Annotated in this window: 16 protein-coding genes; 11 read left to right on the forward strand and 5 right to left on the reverse strand. The window is 73.9% G+C overall.

Annotated elements, in window-relative coordinates; all coding sequences use genetic code 11:
- Positions 1–111 precede the first annotated feature (111 nt).
- The gene (locus ACFYMU_RS21100) at positions 112–1,638 is read left to right on the forward strand and encodes a peptidoglycan recognition protein (protein WP_388375101.1); all 1,527 of its coding nucleotides are present in this window, start codon (positions 112–114) and stop codon (positions 1,636–1,638) included.
- Between the two features lie 146 nt (positions 1,639–1,784).
- On the forward strand, positions 1,785–2,867 hold the full coding sequence (locus ACFYMU_RS21105) for a sugar phosphate nucleotidyltransferase (RefSeq protein WP_388375104.1): 1,083 nt from the start codon (positions 1,785–1,787) through the stop codon (positions 2,865–2,867).
- A gap of 51 nt (positions 2,868–2,918) precedes the next feature.
- Here the strand turns inward: ACFYMU_RS21105 and ACFYMU_RS21110 are convergent, their stop codons facing one another.
- The 4 genes from ACFYMU_RS21110 to ACFYMU_RS21125 all read right to left on the reverse strand — a co-directional run bounded on the left by ACFYMU_RS21110 (position 2,919) and on the right by ACFYMU_RS21125 (position 7,289).
- Positions 2,919–3,920, reverse strand: coding sequence for a DNA-3-methyladenine glycosylase family protein (locus ACFYMU_RS21110; RefSeq protein ID WP_388375107.1), 1,002 nt, complete (start codon positions 3,918–3,920; stop codon positions 2,919–2,921).
- 227 nt (positions 3,921–4,147) lie between these two features.
- On the reverse strand, positions 4,148–5,485 hold the full coding sequence (locus ACFYMU_RS21115; RefSeq protein WP_388375110.1) for a coenzyme F420-0:L-glutamate ligase: 1,338 nt from the start codon (positions 5,483–5,485) through the stop codon (positions 4,148–4,150).
- Positions 5,482–6,465, reverse strand: coding sequence for a 2-phospho-L-lactate transferase (gene cofD, locus ACFYMU_RS21120; RefSeq protein ID WP_388375113.1), 984 nt, complete (start codon positions 6,463–6,465; stop codon positions 5,482–5,484). Before cofD ends, ACFYMU_RS21115 begins: the two co-directional genes overlap by 4 nt.
- 266 nt (positions 6,466–6,731) lie before the next feature.
- Positions 6,732–7,289, reverse strand: coding sequence for a cysteine dioxygenase (locus tag ACFYMU_RS21125; protein ID WP_388375115.1), 558 nt, complete (start codon positions 7,287–7,289; stop codon positions 6,732–6,734).
- A gap of 706 nt (positions 7,290–7,995) precedes the next feature.
- Here ACFYMU_RS21125 and ACFYMU_RS21130 point away from each other — a divergent pair.
- The 3 genes from ACFYMU_RS21130 (at position 7,996) to ACFYMU_RS21140 (ending at position 13,729) form a co-directional block, all read left to right on the forward strand.
- On the forward strand, positions 7,996–8,259 hold the full coding sequence (locus ACFYMU_RS21130) for a WhiB family transcriptional regulator (protein WP_003975777.1): 264 nt from the start codon (positions 7,996–7,998) through the stop codon (positions 8,257–8,259).
- Between the two features lie 254 nt (positions 8,260–8,513).
- Positions 8,514–12,206, forward strand: a complete 3,693-nt coding sequence (locus ACFYMU_RS21135) for a glycosyltransferase (protein ID WP_388375119.1) — start codon at positions 8,514–8,516, stop codon at positions 12,204–12,206.
- Positions 12,203–13,729, forward strand: coding sequence for a DUF5719 family protein (locus ACFYMU_RS21140; protein WP_388375122.1), 1,527 nt, complete (start codon positions 12,203–12,205; stop codon positions 13,727–13,729). Before ACFYMU_RS21135 ends, ACFYMU_RS21140 begins: the two co-directional genes overlap by 4 nt.
- Positions 13,730–13,779: 50 nt before the next feature.
- Here the strand turns inward: ACFYMU_RS21140 and ACFYMU_RS21145 are convergent, their stop codons facing one another.
- Positions 13,780–14,229, reverse strand: a complete 450-nt coding sequence (locus tag ACFYMU_RS21145; protein WP_388375125.1) for a metallopeptidase family protein — start codon at positions 14,227–14,229, stop codon at positions 13,780–13,782.
- 389 nt (positions 14,230–14,618) lie between these two features.
- Here ACFYMU_RS21145 and ACFYMU_RS21150 point away from each other — a divergent pair, with 389 nt between their 5' ends.
- The 6 genes from ACFYMU_RS21150 to manA all read left to right on the forward strand — a co-directional run bounded on the left by ACFYMU_RS21150 (position 14,619) and on the right by manA (position 21,009).
- The gene (locus tag ACFYMU_RS21150) at positions 14,619–14,996 is read left to right on the forward strand and encodes a DUF3499 domain-containing protein (protein WP_388375128.1); all 378 of its coding nucleotides are present in this window, start codon (positions 14,619–14,621) and stop codon (positions 14,994–14,996) included.
- Between the two features lie 145 nt (positions 14,997–15,141).
- A complete protein-coding gene (locus tag ACFYMU_RS21155) occupies positions 15,142–16,758 on the forward strand; it encodes an L-lactate permease (RefSeq protein ID WP_388375191.1) in 1,617 nt (538 codons plus the stop codon).
- 57 nt (positions 16,759–16,815) lie between these two features.
- Entirely contained in the window at positions 16,816–18,180 is a 1,365-nt protein-coding gene (locus tag ACFYMU_RS21160) for a phosphomannomutase/phosphoglucomutase (protein WP_388375131.1), read from the forward strand.
- A 287-nt stretch (positions 18,181–18,467) separates the two neighbouring features.
- A complete protein-coding gene (locus ACFYMU_RS21165; RefSeq protein WP_388375134.1) occupies positions 18,468–18,638 on the forward strand; it encodes a Trm112 family protein in 171 nt (56 codons plus the stop codon).
- Between the two features lie 29 nt (positions 18,639–18,667).
- On the forward strand, positions 18,668–19,795 hold the full coding sequence (locus tag ACFYMU_RS21170; protein ID WP_388375137.1) for an SIS domain-containing protein: 1,128 nt from the start codon (positions 18,668–18,670) through the stop codon (positions 19,793–19,795).
- A gap of 62 nt (positions 19,796–19,857) precedes the next feature.
- The gene (manA, locus tag ACFYMU_RS21175) at positions 19,858–21,009 is read left to right on the forward strand and encodes a mannose-6-phosphate isomerase, class I (protein ID WP_388375140.1); all 1,152 of its coding nucleotides are present in this window, start codon (positions 19,858–19,860) and stop codon (positions 21,007–21,009) included.
- Positions 21,010–21,141 lie beyond the last annotated feature (132 nt).

A 21,141-nucleotide genomic window follows, 5' to 3' on the forward strand; every position in this document is an offset into this window, starting at 1 on the left:
GTACGCGGGGGCGGCCCGCCGGGCGGTCCGGCGGGTGGGTGACGGGCGTGGGACGGGCCACCGGTTCGGCCGACGGACCGTCAAGTCCCGGATGGACATATATGTCTGGCCATGTCCAAGATCGGGGACATGCGTGGATACCTAGCTTCCTTGATCGGTGTCGCCTGCGCGGCGGTCCTGGCCGTGCCGCCCGCCTCCCCGGCCATGGCGGCCGGGTCGGGCGCCGGGCCGGACGTTCCCGGCAGCACCCAGTCCCTCCCCCTCGTCGCCCTCACCGGCCCCCGTGGTGGCGGGGCGGTGACCGAACGGGGACTCACCCCCCGGGCCGTACGGTCCTTCTCGCTCGTCGGCGTCGTGTGGGACGACCCCAGAACGGAACTGCACGGCCGCGTGCAGATCCGTACCCGCGCCAGCGGCACGGACCGGTGGTCCGACTGGCAGGAGGTCGAGACGCACAACACCGACCACGGCCCCGACCTGGGCACGACCGAGGCGGGTTCGAGCCGGGTGCGCGGATCGACGGCACCCCTGTGGGTCGGCGACTGCGACGGCATCGAGGTGCGGGTCCGCGCCGAGCAGGACGACTCCGGCGGGACGCGCGGCCCGGGGCTTCCCGGCGGTCTGCGGGTCGAACTCGTCGACCCCGGCGCCGAGCCGGCAGGCACCTCCGCACACGGCGCGCAGGACAAGGGCTCGGCCGGGGCGCCGGGCCTCGACGCGTCCGGGACCGGGTCGGACGTGGATGCGTCGAACACCGGGTCGGGTGTGGATGCCTCCGGCACCGGGTCGGGTGCGGGCGCCTCCGGCGCCGGGTCGGGTGCGGGCGCCTCGGGCACCGGGTCGGGTGCGGGCGCCTCGAACGCCGGGTCGGGTGTGGACGCTTCGAACGCCGGGTCGGGCGCGGTGTCCGCCGCGTCCGAGGCGTCCGCCGCCAACGCCGGCCTCGCCCCCCTGGGCGCCGCGGAGATCCCGGCGCTCACGAGGAAGGCGACCAAGGAGGACCTGGCGGCGCGCCAGGTCAGCACGGGCCCCTACATCGGCCCGCGCCCGCGCATCGTCACGCGCAGCGGCTGGGGGGCCGACGAGAGCCTGCGGGAGGCGGGCTTCGTCTACACGGACACCGTGAAGGTGGCCTTCGTGCACCACACGGCCTCGGGCAACAACTACACCTGCTCCCAGGTGCCTTCGCTCATCCGCAGTATCTACCGCTACCACGTCGTGAGCAGCGGCTGGCGGGACATCGGCTACAACTTCCTCATCGACAAGTGCGGAAGCATCTACGAGGGGCGCGCGGGGGGCGTGGAGAAGGCCGTCATGGGCGCGCACACCCTCGGATTCAACGGCAACAGCACGGGAATCGCGGTGCTCGGCACCTACACCGGCAGCAATCCGACGGCCGCCGCGGTCACCGCCATCTCCAAGCTCACCGCGTGGAAGCTCGGTCTCTCCAGCATGGATCCGCGTGCCGCCACCCACCTGGTGTCCGGTGGTGGCAATCTCTACGCAAAGGGCGAGAACGTACGACTGAACGTGATCTCAGGCCATCGCGACGGGTTCGCCACGGAGTGTCCGGGAAGGCTGCTCTACGGCAAACTCGGCTCGGCCCGTGCCACCGCGGCCGCCTACCAGGGCCGTTGAGGACGGGCCGGCGCACGGCGTCGCACGGATCGCCCGCGCCTTTGACGGTCATCATCGCGCCTTGACCGGTCCTCGCAACACGGTCTGCATACACTGGCCGGCCGACGGACAGTTCGGCCGGTCCCGGCAGGAAGCAGAGACGACAGGTGACAGAAGCGATCCTCCTGGTCGGCGGCAGAGGCACCCGGCTGCGCCCGCTCACGGTGCGCACTCCGAAGCCGATGGTCCCGGCGGCCGGGGTCCCCTTCCTCACGCACCAGTTGGCGCGGGCGAGGGCGGCGGGCGTGGAGCACATCGTGCTCGCCACCTCCTATCTGGCCGAGGTCTTCGAGCCCTACTTCGGCGACGGCTCGGCCCTCGGCCTGCGACTGGAGTACGTGACGGAGGAGGAACCGCTCGGCACGGGCGGCGCCATCCGCAACGTGGCGAGCCGCCTCCGCTCCGGTCCGGGCGATCCGGTCCTGGTCTTCAACGGGGACATCCTCACGGGCCTCGACATCCGGGCCCTGGTCCGCACCCACCGGTCGACGGGCGCGGACGTCTCGCTCCATCTGACGAAGGTGACGGACCCGAGGGCGTACGGTCTGGTCCCCACCGACGGGACGGGCCGGGTGACGGCCTTCCTGGAGAAGCCGCAGACCCCGGAGGAGATCGTCACCGACCAGATCAACGCGGGGGCGTACGTCTTCCGCCGCTCGGTGATCGACGCGATCCCCGCGGGCCGTCCGGTCTCGGTCGAGCGGGAGACCTTCCCGGAGCTCCTGGCGGCCGGGGCCCATCTGCAAGGCATGGTCGACTCGACGTACTGGCTGGACCTGGGCACCCCCGCGGCCTTCGTGCGCGGCTCGGCGGACCTGGTCCTGGGCCGCGCCCCGTCCCCGGCGGTGCCCGGCCGCTGCGGCGACCGCCTGGTCCTGCCGACGGCGTCGGTCGCCACGGACGCCAAGCTGACCGGCGGCACGGTGGTCGGCGAGGGGGCCTTCGTGGGGAAGGGCGCCCGGATCTCCGGCAGCACGCTGCTGTCCGGCGCGGTCGTGGAACCGGGCGCCGTGATCACGGACTCCCTGATCGGCGCCCGCTCCCGGATCGGCGAACGCTCGGTCCTCACCGGGGCGGTCGTCGGCGACGGCGCGGTGGTGGGCGCGGACAACGAACTGCGCGACGGGGTACGGGTCTGGTGCGACGCCAGGATCCCGGCGGGTGCGGTGCGCTTCTCCTCGGACCAGTGAGGCGGAGGGGAACCCGGCCCGTCCGGACCCTCGCCCCGGTCCTGACGGGCCCTACAGCCGTCCGATGTCCCCCCGCCGCATCCGCGGGGCGCGCCGCGGGGGCGTGCACCCGCTCAAGAGGATCAACCGCGCCGCCCGGTGCCGCTGCCCCGCGTAGGGCTCCAGCAGCGACAGCATCATGGCGTCGTCCGCGTTCCGGTCCCCGGCCAGCGCGTACCCCACGATGCCCGGCAGATGCAGGTCCCCCACGGTCACCGAGTCCGCCGCCCCGTGACTGCGCTGCACGGTCTCCGCGGAGGTCCACGGCCCGATCCCCGGCACCACCTCCAGCCGCGCCTGCGCCTGGGCCGGTTCCATCCCCACGGCCTGCTCCAGCCGCGCGGCCACCCGCACCGCCCGCAGGATCGTCGACGCCCGCTTGTTGTCGACCCCGGCCCGGTGCCACTCCCAGGACGGGATCAGCGCCCAGGTCCGCGGTGCCGGCATCACATGCATCCGCCCCGGTGCGGGACCCGGCGCGGGCTCCCCGTACTTCCGTACGAGCAGCCGCCACGCCCGGTACGCCTCGTCCGTGGTGACCTTCTGTTCCAGGACCGACGGGATCAGCGACTCCAGCACCAGCCCCGTCCGCGTCAGCCGCAGCCCCGGCCTCCGGTGCCGCGTCAGCGCGACCAGCCGGTGGCGGGGCCGGAACGCGTCGGGATCGTCCGACGCGCCGAGCATCTCGGGCAGCTGGTCCAGCAGCCACTGCGCCCCGGGCCCCCACGCCTCCGCCTCGGCGACCCCGCCCCGCAGCGCGACCCGCAGGGTGCCCGGTCCCCCCGGCGTCCGGCTGGCCCGCCACACCGAGCCGTCCGGCGTCGCCCGGAACGTCGGATCCGCGGGGCCCCGCCGCAGCGGCCCGAGCACCAGTCCCAGATCCAGTGGTCCGGGCGGGGTCCACGTCCGCCGCCGTCCCGGCGCCGCGGCCGGGCGCGGCACCCCCGCGGGCACGGCGACATGCCCACCGCGCACGGTCGTACGGGTGGGGCGGGGGGCGAATCGTCCGGCCACGAATCTGGTCCTGGTGGGCTGCTGGGCTGCTGCTGCGAGGGATGCCGCTGGGAAGGTCTGCGAGGCGCCGGAGCCGCTTCCGCGGATCCGGGGCGCCTCCGAGGGTAGAGGGCGCCGGGCGCGCCTCCGAGAGGAGAGGGCGCGCACGCCGGGCACGGGCGGGCCCGTACACCGCGAGCGGCGCGACGGCGGGGCGGGCCCGTGCCCGGCGCCCGGCCGCGGCGCGCTCACCTCACCTCGATGAACGCCTCCGCGTCCCGCTCCGGCCGCGGCTTCGGCTCCCCCGCCGGATGCCCGACCGCCACGGCGCCCATCGGCTCCCAGTTCCCCGGCAGCCCCAGCACCTCGCGGACGACGTCCCGGCAGAACATCGTCGACGACACCCAGGCCGAGCCCAGCCGCTCCCCGGCGAGCGCGACGAGCAGGTTCTGCACGCCCGCCCCGGCGGCGACCACGAACATCTCCCGCTCCGCCGCGTCCCGCCGCGTGTCGCCGTAGGTGTGCGACCCGTCCATGACCATGCACGGCACGACCAGGTACGGCGCGTTGCGCAGCACGTCCCCGCGCCGGACGCGCCTGGCGATCGACTCCTCGCTCTTGCCGTCCCGCCGCAGATCGGCGATCCAGGCGTCCCGCATCGCGTCCAGCAGCCGGGTGCGCGACGCGCCGGACTCCAGGAGCACGAACCGCCACGGCGTCGTGTGGTGCGGCGCCGGCGCGGTCACCGCGGCGGCCACCGCGCGGCGGACGGCACCGGGATCGACGGGCTCGTCGGTGAACGACCGGACCGTACGCCGCTGGGTCACCGCCTCCCGTACCGCCTCGGACGTGCCCAGCCGGAACATGTCGTCACGCGCGTCGCGCACCATCGCCCGCGCCCCCTCCGCGTCGCCGTCGTCCACCACGTGCGACAGTCCCCGCACGACGGCGACGGGCAGCCCGGCGGCCTTGCCCTTGACCAGATCCCCCGCGGCCGCCAGTTCGTCGGCCGTGGCGACGACGGTCGCGCTCAGCGGGTTGCCGTGCGCGTCCGTACCGCCGCGCAGGTCGTCGAGGACCCGCACGCCCGCGGCGCCGATGGCGACATCGGTGAGCCCGGTCCGCCACGGCCGCCCGGAGGTGTCCGTGACGATCACGCCGACGCCGACACCGAGTGCGTCCCGCAGCCCGTCCCGGACGGCCCGAGCCGACGCGTCGGGGTCCTCGGGGAGCAACAGCACCGTCCCGGCGGGGGTGTTGGAGGCGTCGACCCCGCCGGCGGCCATGACCAGCCCCTGCCGGTTCTCGACGATCCTGAGCGGTCCGCGGCGGGCCACCACCCGCACGGTCTCGCCGTCGATGGCGGCCTCCCGGTCGGCCGCCCGGACCACGCGCCCCTCCGCCTTCGACACGATCTTCGAGGTGACGAGCAGCACGTCCCCGTCGACGAGCCGTGGCTCGCAGGCCGCGATCAGCTTGGCGAGGTCGTCGCCGGGGCGGACTTCGGGGAGACCGGGCAGCGCCCAGACCCGGTAACCGGCAGGTGCCGCGGCGCCGGCCGGCTCCTCGGGGGGAAGCCCGTTCACGAGGCCCGCACCTCCTCCGCCAGCGCCAGCGCCTCGCGGGCCATCCGGGCCGTGGCCTCCAGATCGGTCATCATCAACGGCACCGCGCGGCAGCGGATGCCCGCGGCCTCCACGCGATCCACGGCGGCCGCGTCCACCGTGTCGACGAGCCAGCCGTCCAGCAGCCCCGAGCCGTAGTGCTCGGCCACCGCGGCGGCCGTGGACTCGACGCCGACGGCCGCGAGCACCTTGTCGGCCATGCCCCGCACCGGCGCGTCGCCGACGAGGGGGGACAGCCCCACCACCGGCACCCCGGCGTCCGCGATGGCCTCCCGGATTCCGGGCACCGCGAGGATGGTGCCGATGGACACCACCGGGTTGGAGGGCGGGAAGAGCACGACGTCCGCCTCGGCGATGGCCTCCAGGACGCCCGGGGCCGGCTTCGCCTGCTCGGCGCCCACCGGCACGACGGCCTCGGCGGGGACGGAGGCCCTCAGCCGCACCCAGTACTCCTGGAAGTGGATCGCCTTCCGCTCGCCGGGGCCCGCGGCGGAGTCGCCCTCCGGCAGGGTGACGGCCACATGCGTCTCGACGCGGTCGTCGGACATGGGGATGAGCCGTACGCCCGGCTTCCAGCGGTCGCACAGCGCCTCGGTGACGGCGCTGAGCGGATAGCCCGCGCTCATCATCTGCGTCCGCACGATGTGTGTGGCGAAGTCGCGGTCGCCGAGCCCGAACCACTCCGGTCCGACGCCGTACGCCGCGAGTTCCTCCTTGAGGTGGAAGGTCTCGTCGGCGCGGCCCCAGCCCTGCTCCTCGTTGATGCCGCCGCCGAGGGTGTACATCACCGTGTCGAGGTCCGGGCAGACCTTCAGCCCGAAGAGGTGGATGTCGTCACCGGTGTTGCCGATGACCGTGATGTCCGCGTCGGGCACGGCCCGCTTCAGACCCCGCAGAAACCGGGCACCGCCGATACCGCCTGCCAGAACCACAATGCGCATGGGAGCCAGTCTTGCAGGCGGATACGACAACGTGTGCCGTGATGGTGCGCTACCGCGCCTTCCCCCTCCCGCCCGTGATGGCCGCGCGACCGCGCCCTCCTGTCCCGCGCCGCGCACCTCCGTGCCCGTGCCCGTGCCCCCGTGCCCCCGTGCCCCAGTGCCAGTGCCAGTGCCAGTGCCCGTGCCCCAGGGCCTTTGCGCCCGCGCTCGCGCTCGTGCCCGTGCCCCGTGCCCCGCGCTCCGCGCCGTCGGGTGCGCGGCACCGCTCAGGCCGTGACCGGGTTCGCCGTGCCGCGCTCCGCCGTGCCGTGCTCCGCCGCGCAGGCGCCGGCGACGCTCCGTCCGGCCGGGCGGAGGGGGGACTCGGCGAGCATCGGCATCTCCGTCAGGCCCGGGTGGTAGACGTGCAGGCTGACCGCCGGTTCCAGCGAGTCGTTCACCACTTCGTGTACGTACCCCGGCGCGAACACGCGCTGCGCCCCCGCACCCAACGCGCGGGTGCCGCGCTCCGTGCGCTCGGTGAGCGCGCCGCGCAGGACGGTCAGTACGCCGGACGAGCGCCCGTGGTCGTGCGGCCCGCTGCCCTGCCCGGGGACCCAGGACAGCAGCCACACCTCGTAGCCGGGGCCGGTGCGCAGCCGGTGGTACCAGCGGGACGCCGCGTCGTACCGCACGAGGTGCTCCCACTGGGAGGGGTCGGCGGCGATCGAGCGGGCGAGGCCCGCGAACTCGGCCACCGTGGCCGGGTGCTCGCGCGGCGGCTGGAGCAGATGCGGTACCTCGAGGATGTCGCCGGCGATCTGGAGGTCGCTGTCGCTGTTCATGGGGTGCGGGGTTCCTCGGCGGGAGTGCGGCGGTGGCTGGACGTCGCGCGCCGTCCGCTCGGGTCACGAGCGGGGCGGCGCAGGCCCCGGCAGGGGCGAGGGGAACAACGGCCGAGTCGCGTGGACTCGAAGGCGGCCGGAGCGGGTGGGTCAGCGCTCAACAGCCGGAACGGCAACAGCTACAGCGAGCACGGGCAGCACCGTGGGACCCGGTCGAGCGGGTCGAGGTGAGTGCCGGATTCGCGAGCATGCCCACTAGGACATCGGCTCACACCTCGGCCTGTCAACTTGACGTCCGGGATGTGGGAGCCGGTTCACCCCATCCGGTTCATCCCGGTGGCGAAAGGTTTGTTCGGCCGGTCCCGGGGACACATGGCGCACAACCGGGCGCACGGGCCCCGTTGCGATCTCGTGATCCGAATGTGATCCGGTTCGCTTCGCCGCTCGTGCCGGAACGAGATCGATTCCGTGGACGTCCTTCTCTGTAAGTCGTCGGCGCGCGCTGGGGCCCCTGCTGCGCGTCTGGGTTTATGCCGATTTGAACACTTTCCGCATAGCCTTGGTTCCGCAGAGTGAATAAGGGGCCCAATAGCAGATCTCGGCTTGACTGGCCCGGATCGGCACACTTGTAATTTCACTCGTGTCGTTCAGCCGGATTCGGTAACGGCTACATCACGGGGACGCGAAAGACAGACGAGGGGCGCACATGACCGAGCTGGTGCAGCAACTGCTGGTCGACGACGCGGACGAGGAACTCGGCTGGCAGGAGCGCGCGCTGTGCGCCCAGACCGACCCCGAGTCCTTCTTTCCCGAGAAGGGCGGCTCCACCCGCGAGGCCAAGAAGGTCTGCCTCGCCTGTGAGGTCCGCTCGGAGTGCCTCGAATACGCACTTGCCAACGACGAGCGGTTCGGCATCTGGGGCGGTCTGTCCGAGCGTGAGCGCCGTCGGCTGAAGAAGGCCGCCGTCTGACGCCGCGTTGTCCGGAAAGTGGCGTTCTGGGTGTCTTGAGGCAGGCGCACCCGTGCGCGGTGGCCGGTCGGCCCGGCAAGCGATGAAAAGGCACACACTCTTACGTAACGAACGGCCCGGCGCAGGTGGTCTGTCCACAGGCGGCGGGCCGTGATCTTGTCCAGCCGTTAGTGTGGGCCTCCGTCCGAGACGCACCGCTGCCCCTGCGGGCACAGGCGTCCACCGCAGTCCATCGAACCGGGGCCCGTACCTCGATGTCCGTCCACAGCCATTCGGCGGTCCAACGCGACACCGCCACCGCGCCGTTCGAGCAGCCCGGCCCGGCGCTGCTAGATCCGACCCGCCCGCCCGAGTTCCCGCGCCACGTGGTCACCGCGGTGCTCGTCTCCCACGACGGCGCCCGCTGGCTGCCCGACGCGCTCGCCGGGCTGTTCGGCCAGGAGCGCCCCGTGCAGAACGCGGTGGCGGCCGACACCGGCAGCGGGGACGACTCCGCCCAGCTGCTGACCGACGCCCTGGGCGCCGACCGCGTGCTCCACCTCGCCCGGCGCACCGGTTTCGGCCAGGCCGTCGACGAGGCGGGGCGCAGCGCGGCCGTGCTGACCCCGGACGACCTGCCCTACCTCAGGCGCCCGAGCGGCTGGGACCCCGTCACCCGCACCTGGCGGGACGAGGCGTACGACATGCCGGAGCTGCCGTACGGCGAGCCGGTGCAGTGGCTGTGGCTCCTGCATGACGACTGCGCTCCCGAACCGGACGCCCTCGCCGAGCTGTTGCGCGTCGTGGAGCAGGAGCACGAGCTGGGCCACGAGGTCGCCGTCGTCGGCCCCAAGCTCCGCGGCTGGTACGACCGCCGGCAGCTGCTCGAGGTCGGCGTCACCATCGCCAACTCCGGCCGCCGCTGGACCGGCCTGGACCGCCGCGAACAGGACCAGGGCCAGCACGACCACGTCCGCCCGGTGCTGTCCGTGTCCACGGCCGGCATGCTCGTCCGGCGCGACGTCTTCGAGCAGCTCGGCGGGTTCGACCGGCACCTGCCGCTGATGCGCGACGACGTCGACCTGTGCTGGCGCGCGCAGGCCGCCGGCCACCGCGTCCTGATCGCCCCCGAGGCAGTCGTGCGGCACGCCGAGGCCGCCTCACGCGAGCGCCGCACCGTCGACTGCGTGGGCCGCACCACCGCCTCCCCGCACAAGGTGGACAAGGCGGGGGCCGTCTACACCCTCCTCGTCAACGCACGGACGGCACAGCTGCCCTGGGTCCTGCTTCGCCTGGTGCTGGGCACCCTGCTGCGCACGGTGGCGTACCTGGTCGGCAAGGTGCCGGGACAGGCCCTGGACGAGGTGCGCGGCCTGCTGGGCACCCTGCTGCGACCGGAGCGGATCATCGCCGGGCGGCGCACGCGCGGCCGTCCGCAGGTCGACAAGGGCGAGCTGCGCCCGCTGTTCCCGCCGCCCGGAGCGACCGTCCGTGCCACCGTCGAGCAGGTCGCGAGCAGCCTGGTGGGCCGCTCCGACCCCGAGGTCTCCTCGGCCGGCCGGCACGGCGGGGCCGTGGAGTCCGGACCCGGCGGCGACGACGCCGACTTCCTGGAGGTCGAGCAGTTCGGCCGGCTCAAGCGCATCGCCCGCAAGCCCGGACCGATGCTCTTCGTCGTCCTCCTGCTCGTCTCCCTCGCCGCCTGCCGGACCCTGCTCGGCGGGGGCGCGCTGGCAGGCGGCGCGCTGCTGCCCGCGCCCGCCGACTCCTCCGAGCTGTGGTCGCGGTATCTCGACGCCTGGCATCCGGTCGGCGCGGGCGGCACGCAGTCCGCGCCGCCCTATCTCGCACTCGTCGCCCTGCTCGCGAGCACCCTGTTCGGCTCCACGGGACTCGCGGTCACGGTGCTGCTCGTCTGCTCGGTGCCGCTGGCCGGGCTCACCGCGTACTTCGCGTCGCGCCCGCTCGTGGAGTCGCGGCTGCTGCGCGCCTGGGCCTCCGTCGCCTACGCCTTCCTGCCCGCCACCACCGGAGCCCTCGCGGGCGGCCGCATCGGGACCGCGGTCCTCGCGGTCCTGCTGCCGCTCATCGCCCGCGCGGGCGTCGCGGCCGCCGGACTCGCCCATGCGCCGGGCACCCGCGGCAGCTGGCGCGCGACCTGGGCCTACGCCCTGCTGCTGACGGTCACCACCGCCTTCACCCCGATCGTGTGGCCGATCGCCCTCATCCTCGGCCTGGCGCTGCTCGCCGTGCGCAGGAACGACCTCCCCGCCTACGGGCTGCGCTTCCTCGTCCAGATGGGCACCCCGCTGCTGGTGCTGGCCCCCTGGTCGCTGTCGCTGCTTCCGTTCGGCTTCTTCAAGGAGGCGGGACTCGACTACGGCAAGAGCGCCGCCTCCGCCACCGACCTGCTCGGCGCGAGCCCGGGCGGGCCGGGCACCGTCAGCGGGCTGATCCTCGTCGGCGTCGTCCTCGCCGCGCTGGCCGCCCTGCTGCGCACCGAGCGCCAGGGGGGCGTCCGGACGGCGTGGGCGGTCGCCCTGGTGGGGCTCGTCCTCGCGGTCCTGTCCAACCGTTCCACCTGGGCCGGGCCCGCGACCCTCGTCTACGGGATCGCGCTTCTCGCGGCGGCCGTGATCGGCGCGGACGGCGCCCGCACCCGCGTGGCCGAGCAGAGCTTCGGATGGCGCCAGCCGGTCGCCGCGCTCATCGCGTTCGCGTCCGCGGCCGGCCCGCTGCTCATCGCCGCCGGATGGATGATCCGCGGCGCCGACAACCCCCTGGAGCGGCGCGATCCCGTGCAGGTGCCCGCGTTCGTCGCCGAGGAGGGCGGCACCAGCGACCAGGCCCGCACCCTCGTCCTCGACGGGTCCTCCACCGCGCGCGTGGGCTACACCCTGGTCCGCGGCTCCGGCGCCCGCCTCGGTGACGGGGAACTCGCCGCGGAGGGCGGCGAGAACAGGCAGCTCGACAAGGTCGTCGCCAACCTGGTGGCGGGCTCGGGAGCCGACCAGGCCGACGAACTCGGCGGTTTCGCCGTGCGCTACGTCCTCGTCCGCAGGGGCGCGCCCCGCGAGATCAGCCGCGTCCTGGACGCCACGCCCGGCCTGAGCCGGCTCAGCCAGCAGGACGGAAGCGCCCTGTGGCGGGTGGACCGGCAGGTCTCCCGCGCCGCGATCGTCCGCGGCTCCGCCGCACCGCAGCCGGTCGCCGCCGGCCCCGTCGAGGTGCACACCGAGATCCCGTCCGGCGCCGAGGGCCGTGTCCTGAGGATCGCCGACTCCGCCGACGCGGGCTGGACCGCCACCCTGGACGGCAGGCCGCTCACCGGCACCACGGTCGACGGCTGGGCCCAGGGCTTCGAACTGCCGGCCTCCGGCGGGAGGCTGGACCTCACGTACGACACGCCGTTCGGCCACACCGCCTGGCTGTGGGCGCAGGGCGCGCTCGCCGTCGTCCTCGTGGTGCTCGCGCTGCCCGGCCGCCGCCGCGACGTCGACGACGACCTCCCGGAGGAGCGTGCCCTGCCCGCGCAGGACACCGCCGGCGAGGGCCGCCGTGCCCGTCGCCTGCGCGCCCAGGCCGAGGCCGAGGAGGACGGCCAGGACGGCGGCGCTCCGCCTCCCGTTCCGGAGGAGGCCCCGGCACCCGCCGCCGTCCCGCAGCAGCCGGAGTACGGCGCGTGGGACACGACGGCGTACCAGGGCGCCGACTACGGCACCTACGGCGGCGAGCAGTACCAGGGAGCCGAGGAGTATCCGCCGGGCGCCTACCAGCAGCAGCCGTACCAGGCGGACCCCTATCAGCCGGACCCCTACCAGGCGGACCCCTACCAGGGCGCCCAGTACGACCCGTACGGCTACGGATCCGCGGCGCCCTACGACCCGACGTACACCCAGGGGTACGGCACGCCGTACGACCCGGCGCACGGCACCGACAGTGAGCGCCCCGACGGGAGCCAGCAGTGAACCGCACGACCCTGTCCCTGATCGCCGGCGCGACCGCGCTCGCCGCCGTCACCGGATTCGCCGCGCTCGCCGCACCGGACGCCTCCGGCAGCGGCACGACGGGCACGGCCGCCCGGCTGCCCGTGGAGCAGACCCGGCTGCTGTGCCCCGAGCCGAGCACCTCCGACCTCGCCGAGACGTCGTACACGTCCTTCACACCCGTCGCGGAGAACACCGGCGGCAGCGGCAAGGCCGAACTCGTCGCGGCGGGCACGCCGTCCGCGGGCGGCACCGGCGGCACCGGCGGCAAGAACGGCAAGAACGGCAAGGACAAGAAGCAGTCCGACGCGCCGACCGTGACACCCAAGGCGCCCGGCACGCCGGTCACCGGCGACAGCTCGGGCCCCGACACGCCGGCGCTCCTCGGCACCGCCACGGGCCGGTTCGCGCCCGGCTGGACGGTCCAGGAGACCACCCAGGTCGCCGCGGGCACCGGCCGAGGGCTGCTCGGCACCAACTGCACCGCCCCGGACACCGAGTTCTGGTTCGCGGGTGCCGCCACCACCGCCTCCCGCACCGACTACGTGCACCTGACCAATCCGGACGACTCCGCCGCGGTCGTCGACATCGAGCTGTACGGGAAGGACGGCGCCCTGAAGTCGACGGTCGCCGACGGCATCACGGTCCCGCCGCACTCCAGCGAACCGGTCCTGCTGTCCACGACCACCGACGCGCAGGAGGCGGGCGTCACGGTCCACGTGAGCGTCCGCAGCGGCCGCGTCGCCGCCGCCGTGCAGGCCCTCGACGACAAGCTGGGCGGCGACTGGCTGGCCGCCTCCACGGACCCGGCGGGCTCGCTGGTGATGCCCGGCATCCCCAAGGACGCCACGGACGTCCGTCTGTTCGTCTTCATGCCCGGCGACGCCGACGCCGACCTCAAGGTGCGCCTGGCCTCGCCCTCCGGGGAGATCACCCCGGCGGGGAACGAGACGCTGCACGTGAAGTCCCACATGACCGCCACCGCCGACCTCCACGACGTCACGCGCGGCGAGGCGGGCTCCCTGGTGCTCATGCCCACCGGTACGGCGGTCCCCGTGGTGGCGGCGTTGCAGGTGGTGCGGGGCAAGGGCGACAAGCAGGAGTCCGCCTTCATCCCGGCCACCGCCGCGATCGGCACGCGCGCGTCGGCCGTCGGCAACAGCGCCAAGGAGACCACGCTCTCGCTGAGCGCGCCGGCCGGCACGGCCACCGCCAAGGTCACCGCGTCCGCGGGCAGCGAGGGCGGCACGGCGGTGACGAAGGAGTTCACGATCAAGGGCGGCACGACACAGGACGTGGACGTGCCCGTACCGAGCGGCCTCAAGGGGACGTACGCGCTCACCGTCGAGTGGGTCTCCGGAGGGCCCCTCTACGGCGCCCGCACCCTCCGGGCGGCGAGCGACAGCGGCGTCGCCGCGTTCACGGTGCAGAGCCTCCCTGACGACCGGGGGACGGTGGCGGTGCCGGAGGCCGACCAGGACCTGTCGGTGCTGCTGAAGAAGTGACGGCCGCCAGGGGCGGACTCGTCCGCCCCCCCCGCGGCGTCCCGCCCGGATCAGTCCTCGCCGTAGCGCGGGTCGACCGTCTCCGGAGTGAGCCCCAGCAGCTCCGCCACCTGCTCCACGACGACCTCGTGGACCAGGGCCGCCCGCTCGTCATGACCCTTCGTGCGGATCTCCACCGGGCGGCGGTAGACGACCACGCGCGCCCGGCGGCCGTCACGCGCCGGGATCGTGCCGCCCAGGGGCACCGCCTCGTCGCTCCACAGCCGGCCGGGACCGTCGAGGCGCGGCACCTCCAGGACCAGGAAATCGATGTCGGAGAGCTGCGGCCAGCGCCGCTCCAGGCGCTCGACGGAGTCCTGCACGAGGTCCGCGAACGCCTCGGCGCGGCTCGCGGCGAGGGGCACCTGCGGCGGCGCGATGGGGCCGCGCATGCCTCTGCCGTGACGGTCACGACGGCGGGGACCGGGTGCTGCGGCGCGGGGCGGTACGGGCTTGTCCATCACAACGAAGCGTAGTCCCCGCGGGGGCGCCGCGCCCGGCCCGCACGGCCGCCGCGCCCTCTTGAGCGGCGCGACGTCCAACCGGCTCGCCGTGGCCGTGCCGCGGGATGTCTGCGACGACCGTGCGGCATGTCGCCAGATGACCATTCCGGCCAAGCTTGGGCTCGATTCCGTATCTCTCCCGGACCGCCGACCTCATGAAAAATGATGGGCTTTGTACCAAGTGGTGACCGGTTTCAGGTCGGCACCGCATCCCTTCCCGAGGCGTCCGCGCAGGTCAGCCTGAGGGGTTCGGAGGGGTGTGTGGGGCGATTCACAGCACGACACGGTGGAGTGACCTGGGGGAGAGTCGTCGCGGCCCGCTCAAGAGTGCGGTACCGTCCAACGTCGTGAGCCCTGTACGTCGCTGTTCGCGCACCGCTTGCGGCCGACCCGCCGTCGCGACGCTGACGTACGTCTACGCCGACTCGACCGCGGTCCTCGGCCCGCTCGCCACCTATGCGGAGCCCCACTGCTACGACCTGTGCGCCGAGCATTCCGAGCGCCTGACCGCGCCGCGCGGCTGGGAGGTCGTCCGGCTCCTGGACGGCTCGGCTCCCGCGCGCCCCAGCGGTGACGACCTGGAGGCCCTCGCCAACGCGGTGCGCGAGGCGGCCCGTCCACAGCAGCGCACGGCCGGCGCGGGCGGCGGCAGCGCCCGCACCGCGGACCCGATGGAGGTCGCCCGCCGCGGCCATCTGCGGGTGCTGCGCTCGCCGGACAACTGAGCCACCGCGCCCACCGGCCCGGCAGTTTTCCGTTCCCGCTTCGTCGGATCTTGCACGCCCATTGACGTGGCGTTGTTGCGGACACGACCATTCCGTCACTCGTTGAGAAATCATTTTCCGCATGACGGAAATCGGGGAGGCGTCCGTGTACGTCCAGCAACTCGAACCCGTCGCCGACTCGCTCGGCCTGTCCGCCCTCGTCGCGGCCCTTCCCCTGCTGATCGTCCTGGTGCTGCTCGGGGGCGTCCGCATGAAGGCCCACCATGCCGGCCTCATCGGTCTTCTGGCCGCCGCCCTGGTCGCCTGGCTCGCGTACCGCATGCCGCTCGGCCAGACGCTCTCCAGCGCCGCCCAGGGAGCCGTCTTCGGTCTCTTCCCCATCCTGTGGATCGTCGTCAACGCCCTGTGGGTCTACCGGATGACCGTCCGCACCCGGCACTTCGACATCCTGCGCCGCTCGTTCGGGCGCCTGTCCGACGACCCGCGCATCCAGGCCCTCGTCGTCGCGTTCTGCTTCGGCGCGCTGCTGGAAGCCCTCGCGGGCTTCGGGGCTCCGGTCGCGATCTGCTCGGTGATGCTGGTCGCCCTCGGCTTCGACCCGGTCCGCGCCGCCGTCGTCGCCCTGGTCGCCAACACCGCACCCGTCGCCTTCGGCGCCATGGGCACGCCGGTCGTGACGCTCGCCCAGGTCACCGGTCTTCCGCTGGACTCCGTCGCCTCCGTGGTGGGCCGTCAGACCCCGCTGCTCGCCCTGGTCGTGCCCCTCGTGCTCGTCGGCCTGGTGGACGGGCGGCGCGGGCTGCGGGAGACCTGGGTGCCCGCGCTGGTGTGCGGAACCGCGTTCGCGGCCGCCCAGTTCGCCGCCTCCAACTACGTCTCCGCGCAACTCGCCGACATCGGCGCCTCCCTGGTCGGCGCCGGCGCCCTCGTCGCCGTGCCCCACGCGCGCAAGCCCGCCGCCGAGTCCGTGCGGGTCGCGGTCCTGACCGGCGCGCGCAGCGAGGACCTGGACCAGGAGGACCCGCGCCCCGAAGTGCTGCGCGCCTACGCCCCGTACGCCCTGATCGTCGCCGTCTTCTCCGTCGCCCAGATCCCCGCCGTGAAGGACTGGCTGGCCGGGGCGACCCGCACCTTCGACTGGCCCTTCCTGAACGTCGCCGCGCCGAACGGCAAGCCCGTCGGTGCCAACGTCTTCACCTGGCCCATCGTGTCCACCGGCGGCACACTCGTGCTGCTCGCCGGGGTGGGCACGGCCCTCGTGCTCGGTGTGCGCGCGGGTGTGGCGGCCAGGGAATGGGCGGCCACGGTGCACGAGTTGAGGTACGCGATCCTCACCGTGACGTCCGTCCTGGCGCTCGCCTACGTGATGAACCTCTCCGGACAGGCGGCCACGATCGGCCACTTCGTGGCGGCGGCCGGCGCCGGACTGGCCTTCCTGTCCCCGGTGCTCGGCTGGTTCGGGGTGGCGGTCTCCGGGTCGGACACCTCGGCCAACGCCCTCTTCGGCGCCCTCCAGGTCAGCGCCGCCCACGAGTCGGGCCTGTCGCCCGAACTGCTCGCCGCGGCCAACAGCTCGGGAGGCGTCCTCGGAAAGATGATCTCTCCGCAGAACCTCACCATCGCCTGCGCGGCGGTCGGTCTCGCCGGCCGTGAGGGGGACCTGCTGCGCAAGGTACTGCCGTGGAGCCTGGGCCTGTTGCTGGTGATGTGCCTGATCGTGGTGGGACAGAGCTCTCCGGTCCTGGACTGGATGCTTCCGTGAGCCCTCGGTCGCACCAGGTAGGTTGAGCTCATCCTTGAGACCTCAGGAGGGTTGGTCGTGGCTGCTGATCTGTCGCAGATCGTGAAGGCGTACGACGTACGCGGGGTGGTCCCGGACCAGTGGGACGAGCCGCTGGCCGAGCTCTTCGGCGCCGCCTTCGTGCAGGTGACCGGCGCGGAGGCGATCGTGATCGGCCACGACATGCGGCCCTCGTCGCCGGGCCTGTCCCGCGCCTTCGCCCGCGGGGCGGCGGGCCGCGGCGCCGACGTCACAGAGATCGGCCTGTGCTCGACGGACCAGCTGTACTACGCGTCGGGCGCGTTCGGCCTGCCCGGCGCGATGTTCACCGCCTCGCACAACCCGGCGAAGTACAACGGCATCAAGATGTGCCGGGCCGGCGCCGCCCCGGTCGGCCAGGACACGGGGCTCGCGGAGATCCGGGCGCTGGCCGAGCAGTGGCTGGACACGGGCGCCCCGGAGGCCGTGGGGACACCGGGAACGATCAGCCGGCGCGACACACTGGAGGACTACGCGGCCCACCTGCGCTCCCTCGTCGACCTGAGCTCCGTCCGGCCGCTGAAAGTCGTCGTCGACGCCGGCAACGGCATGGGCGGGCACACCGTGCCGACCGTCTTCGCCGGGCTGCCCGTCGACCTGGTCCCGATGTACTTCGAGCTCGACGGCACCTTCCCGAACCACGAGGCCAATCCCCTCGACCCCAAGAACGTCGTCGACCTGCAGAAGCGGGTGCGCGAGGAGCACGCGGACCTCGGCATCGCCTTCGACGGGGACGCCGACCGCTGCTTCGTCGTCGACGAGAACGGCGACCCCGTATCTCCCTCCGCGATCACGGCCCTGGTGGCCGCCCGCGAGCTGGCCAGGCACGGCGGCAAGGGCACCGTCATCCACAACCTGATCACCTCGTGGTCGGTGCCCGAGGTCGTCCGCGAGAACGGCGGCACGCCGGTGCGCACCCGCGTGGGCCACTCCTTCATCAAGGGTGAGATGGCGCGCACCGGCGCGATCTTCGGCGGCGAGCACTCCGCGCACTACTACTTCAAGGACTTCTGGAACGCCGACACGGGCATGCTGGCCGCTCTCCACGTCCTGGCGGCCCTCGGCGGCCAGGACGGCCCGCTGTCGCAGCTGGTCGCCGAGTACGACCGCTACGCCAGCTCCGGCGAGATCAACTCCACGGTCGACGACCAGAAGGGCCGTCTCGCCGCGATCAAGGCCGCCTACGAGGGCCGCGAGGGCCTGGCACTGGACGAGCTGGACGGCCTGACCGTCTCGTCCGCCGACTGGTGGTTCAACGTCCGCCCGTCCAACACGGAACCGCTGCTGCGGCTGAACGCGGAGGCGAAGGACGAGGCGACCATGACGAAGATCCGCGACGAGGCGCTGGGGATCATCCGCGGCTGAGGCCGGACGCGCGGGGTCCGGGCGCGCCGGATGCCCGGGCGGACCGGATGCCCGGGCGGACCGGGTGTCCGCGCGGGCCGGGTGTCCGGGTGCTCCAGGTGCCCGGGTGGCCGGGCGGACCGGATGCCCGGGAGCTCCAGGTGCCCGGGTGGCCGGGAGCGAGAGCACCCCGCCCGCCCTCCGAGCCCGCGCGCCCGTCCCCCGCGCGCCTTGCCCAACCCCCACATGCCGCACCCCGCGGCGGTACTCTGACCAGGCCAAGTGCACCCGCCCCGAAGGGACCCCTCATGCCGCTCGAAGCCGGCCTCCTGGAGATCCTCGCCTGCCCGGCGTGCCACGCCCCCCTCGAGGAGGAGGAGAGTGAGCTGATCTGCACCGGCCAGGACTGCGGTCTCGCCTACCCCGTCCGGGACGGCATTCCGGTCCTGCTCGTCGACGAGGCCCGCCGCCCGGCGTGACGACCCCCGGCGATCGGAGACTGCCGCCCATGCTCGACGAATCGCTGCTCGACGACCCCGAGGCGTTGTCGCGGGCCGACCGCCGCGCGCTGCTCCGCGGGGCCGCCGAGGCCAGCGCCCGGGTCCGTACCGCCGTGCGGTTCGCCGCGGAGGCGGGGATCAACGACCTGAAACCGGAGGGCCGTCCCCGCTCCGTCCTCATCGCGGGCCCCGGCACCGCCTCGACGGGCGTCGCCGAGCTGCTCGGCACCCTCGCCGGCGCCGCCTGCCCGGTCACCCGCATCCACCCCACCGGCGTCGCGCCGGCGCCCGGGGCCCTGCGCTGGGAACTCCCCGGCTGGGCCGGCCCCGTGGACCTCCTGCTGATCGCCAGCCCCGACGGCGCCGAACCGGGCCTGTCGATCCTGGTCGAGCAGGCGTACCGGCGCGGCTGCAGCGTCGTCGCCGTGGCCCCCGCCCGGTCCCCGATCACGGACGCGGTGGCGGGCGCCCACGGACTGTTCGTCCCGATGGCGGCCGCCCCGTACGAGCAGGAGGAACCGCTGGCCGCCTCCGCCCCCGGCGTCCTGTGGGCCCTGCTCACCCCGCTGCTCGCCCTCCTCGACCGCGCGGGGCTGCTGTCCGCACCGCCCGACACCCTGGAGAAGGTCGCCGACCGCCTGGACCGGGTCGCCGAGCGCTGCGGTCCCGCCATCGCGACCTACGGCAACCCCGCCAAGACCCTGGCCGCCGAGCTGGCCGAGGCGCTCCCGGTGATCTGGACGGAGGGAGTCTCCGCCGCGCCGGCCGGCCGCCGCTTCGCCGCCGCGCTCGCGGAACTGGCCGGACGCCCCGCGCTCACCGCCGAACTGCCCGAGGCGCTCGCCTCGCACAGCGTCCTGCTGTCCGGCGCACTCGCCGCCGGAGCCGACCCCGACGACTTCTTCCGCGACCGCGTCGAGGAGGCGCAGGCCCTCCACGCGCGCGTGGTGCTGCTGCGCGACCGCCCGATCGGCGGCCTGAGCGCGGCGCCCGCCGCCCGCGAGCTGGCCCTCGGCCACGACACGGCGATCAGCGAACTCGAACCGGAGGACGGCGGCGAACTGGAGACCCTCGCCGAGCTGATCGCCATCACGGATTTCGCCGCCGTTTACGTGGCGCTCGCTTCGGGGGCCTGATCTTGGCTCACGACATCCGGCCGGCGGGCCGCTGACCGCGTACGTACGGAGAAAAGACACCCATGGACCGCCTCGACAACACCATCCGCCCCTACGCCTGGGGTTCGACCACGGCCATCCCCCGGCTGCTCGGCGCGGAGCCGACCGGTGAGCCGCAGGCGGAGATGTGGATGGGAGCGCACCCGGGCGCACCCTCGCGCACCCCGCGCGGCCCCCTCGACAAGGTGATCGACCAGGCCCCGGAACGCGAGCTGGGGGACCGGGCCGTCGCCAGGTTCGGCCCGCGGCTGCCGTTCCTGCTGAAGATCCTCGCCGCCGGCGCCCCCCTCTCCCTCCAGGTGCACCCCGACCTGGAGCAGGCCAGGGAGGGCTACCAGGACGAGGAGCGCCGCGGCATCCCGATCGACGCGCCCCACCGCAACTACAAGGACACCAACCACAAGCCCGAACTGATCTGCGCCCTCACCGAGTTCGACGGCCTGTGCGGCTTCCGCGAGCCCGGTGCCGCCGCCGACCTGCTCGCCGGCCTCGGCGTCGACTCCCTGAAGCCCTACGTCGACGTGCTGCACGCACACCCCGAGGAGGCCGCCCTGCGGGAGGTCCTCACGGCCGTGCTGACCGCCGACCCCGAGGACATGGCCCGCACGGTGACCGAGGCCGCGGCGGCCTGCGCCCGCCTCGGCGGCGCCTACGCCCCCTACGCCGGCATCGCCCACCACCACCCCGGCGATCCCGGCGTGATCGCGGCCATGCTGCTCAACCATGTCCGGCTCCAGCCCGGCGAGGCACTCTTCCTCGGCGCCGGCGTCCCGCACGCCTACCTGAACGGCCTCGGCGTCGAGATCATGGCCAACTCCGACAACGTGCTGCGCTGCGGCCTGACCCCCAAGCACGTCGACGTCCCCGAACTGCTGCGCATCGTCCGCTTCGAGGCCGGCGACCCCAACGTTCTGCGCCCCGAGGCGTCGTCCGACGGGGAAGAGGTCTACGACACCCCGATCGACGAGTTCCGCCTGTCCCGGTACGTCCTGCCGGAGGGCGCCGCCGTACGCGACCTCACGCGTTCCGCTCCGCAGATCCTGCTGTGCACGGCGGGCACCGTGCGCGTGGGGGAACACGTGCTCGGTCCCGGCGGGTCGGTCTTCGTACCGGCGGACGAGAAGGCCGGGGTGTCCGGTGACGGCACGGTCTTCCGGGCCACGGTCAACGCCTGATCCCGGCCCCGCACCGGCCGGGGACCCTCGCTCCACCGGTCCGGCGCACCGCCGCCGGGCCCGGCTGCAACAATGGCCCACTGGCAAAGGACGGGCAAAGCACCGGACGGCGTACACATGTGCGACGCGCGG

The organism is Streptomyces sp. NPDC007264, from assembly GCF_042869095.1.
Taxonomy (GTDB): Bacteria; Actinomycetota; Actinomycetes; order Streptomycetales; family Streptomycetaceae; genus Streptomyces.

Excerpts from the sequence above, each read along its gene's own strand:
- ACFYMU_RS21100 (WP_388375101.1), top strand. The coding sequence starts at position 112 with ATGTCCAAGATCGGGGACATGCGTGGATACCTAGCTTCCTTGATCGGT.
- cofD (WP_388375113.1), bottom strand. The coding sequence starts at position 6,465 with ATGCGCATTGTGGTTCTGGCAGGCGGTATCGGCGGTGCCCGGTTTCTG.
- ACFYMU_RS21125 (WP_388375115.1), bottom strand. The coding sequence starts at position 7,289 with ATGAACAGCGACAGCGACCTCCAGATCGCCGGCGACATCCTCGAGGTA.
- ACFYMU_RS21130 (WP_003975777.1), top strand. The coding sequence starts at position 7,996 with ATGACCGAGCTGGTGCAGCAACTGCTGGTCGACGACGCGGACGAGGAA.
- ACFYMU_RS21135 (WP_388375119.1), top strand. The coding sequence starts at position 8,514 with ATGTCCGTCCACAGCCATTCGGCGGTCCAACGCGACACCGCCACCGCG.
- ACFYMU_RS21145 (WP_388375125.1), bottom strand. The coding sequence starts at position 14,229 with ATGGACAAGCCCGTACCGCCCCGCGCCGCAGCACCCGGTCCCCGCCGT.
- ACFYMU_RS21165 (WP_388375134.1), top strand. The coding sequence starts at position 18,468 with ATGCCGCTCGAAGCCGGCCTCCTGGAGATCCTCGCCTGCCCGGCGTGC.
- ACFYMU_RS21170 (WP_388375137.1), top strand. The coding sequence starts at position 18,668 with ATGCTCGACGAATCGCTGCTCGACGACCCCGAGGCGTTGTCGCGGGCC.
- manA (WP_388375140.1), top strand. The coding sequence starts at position 19,858 with ATGGACCGCCTCGACAACACCATCCGCCCCTACGCCTGGGGTTCGACC.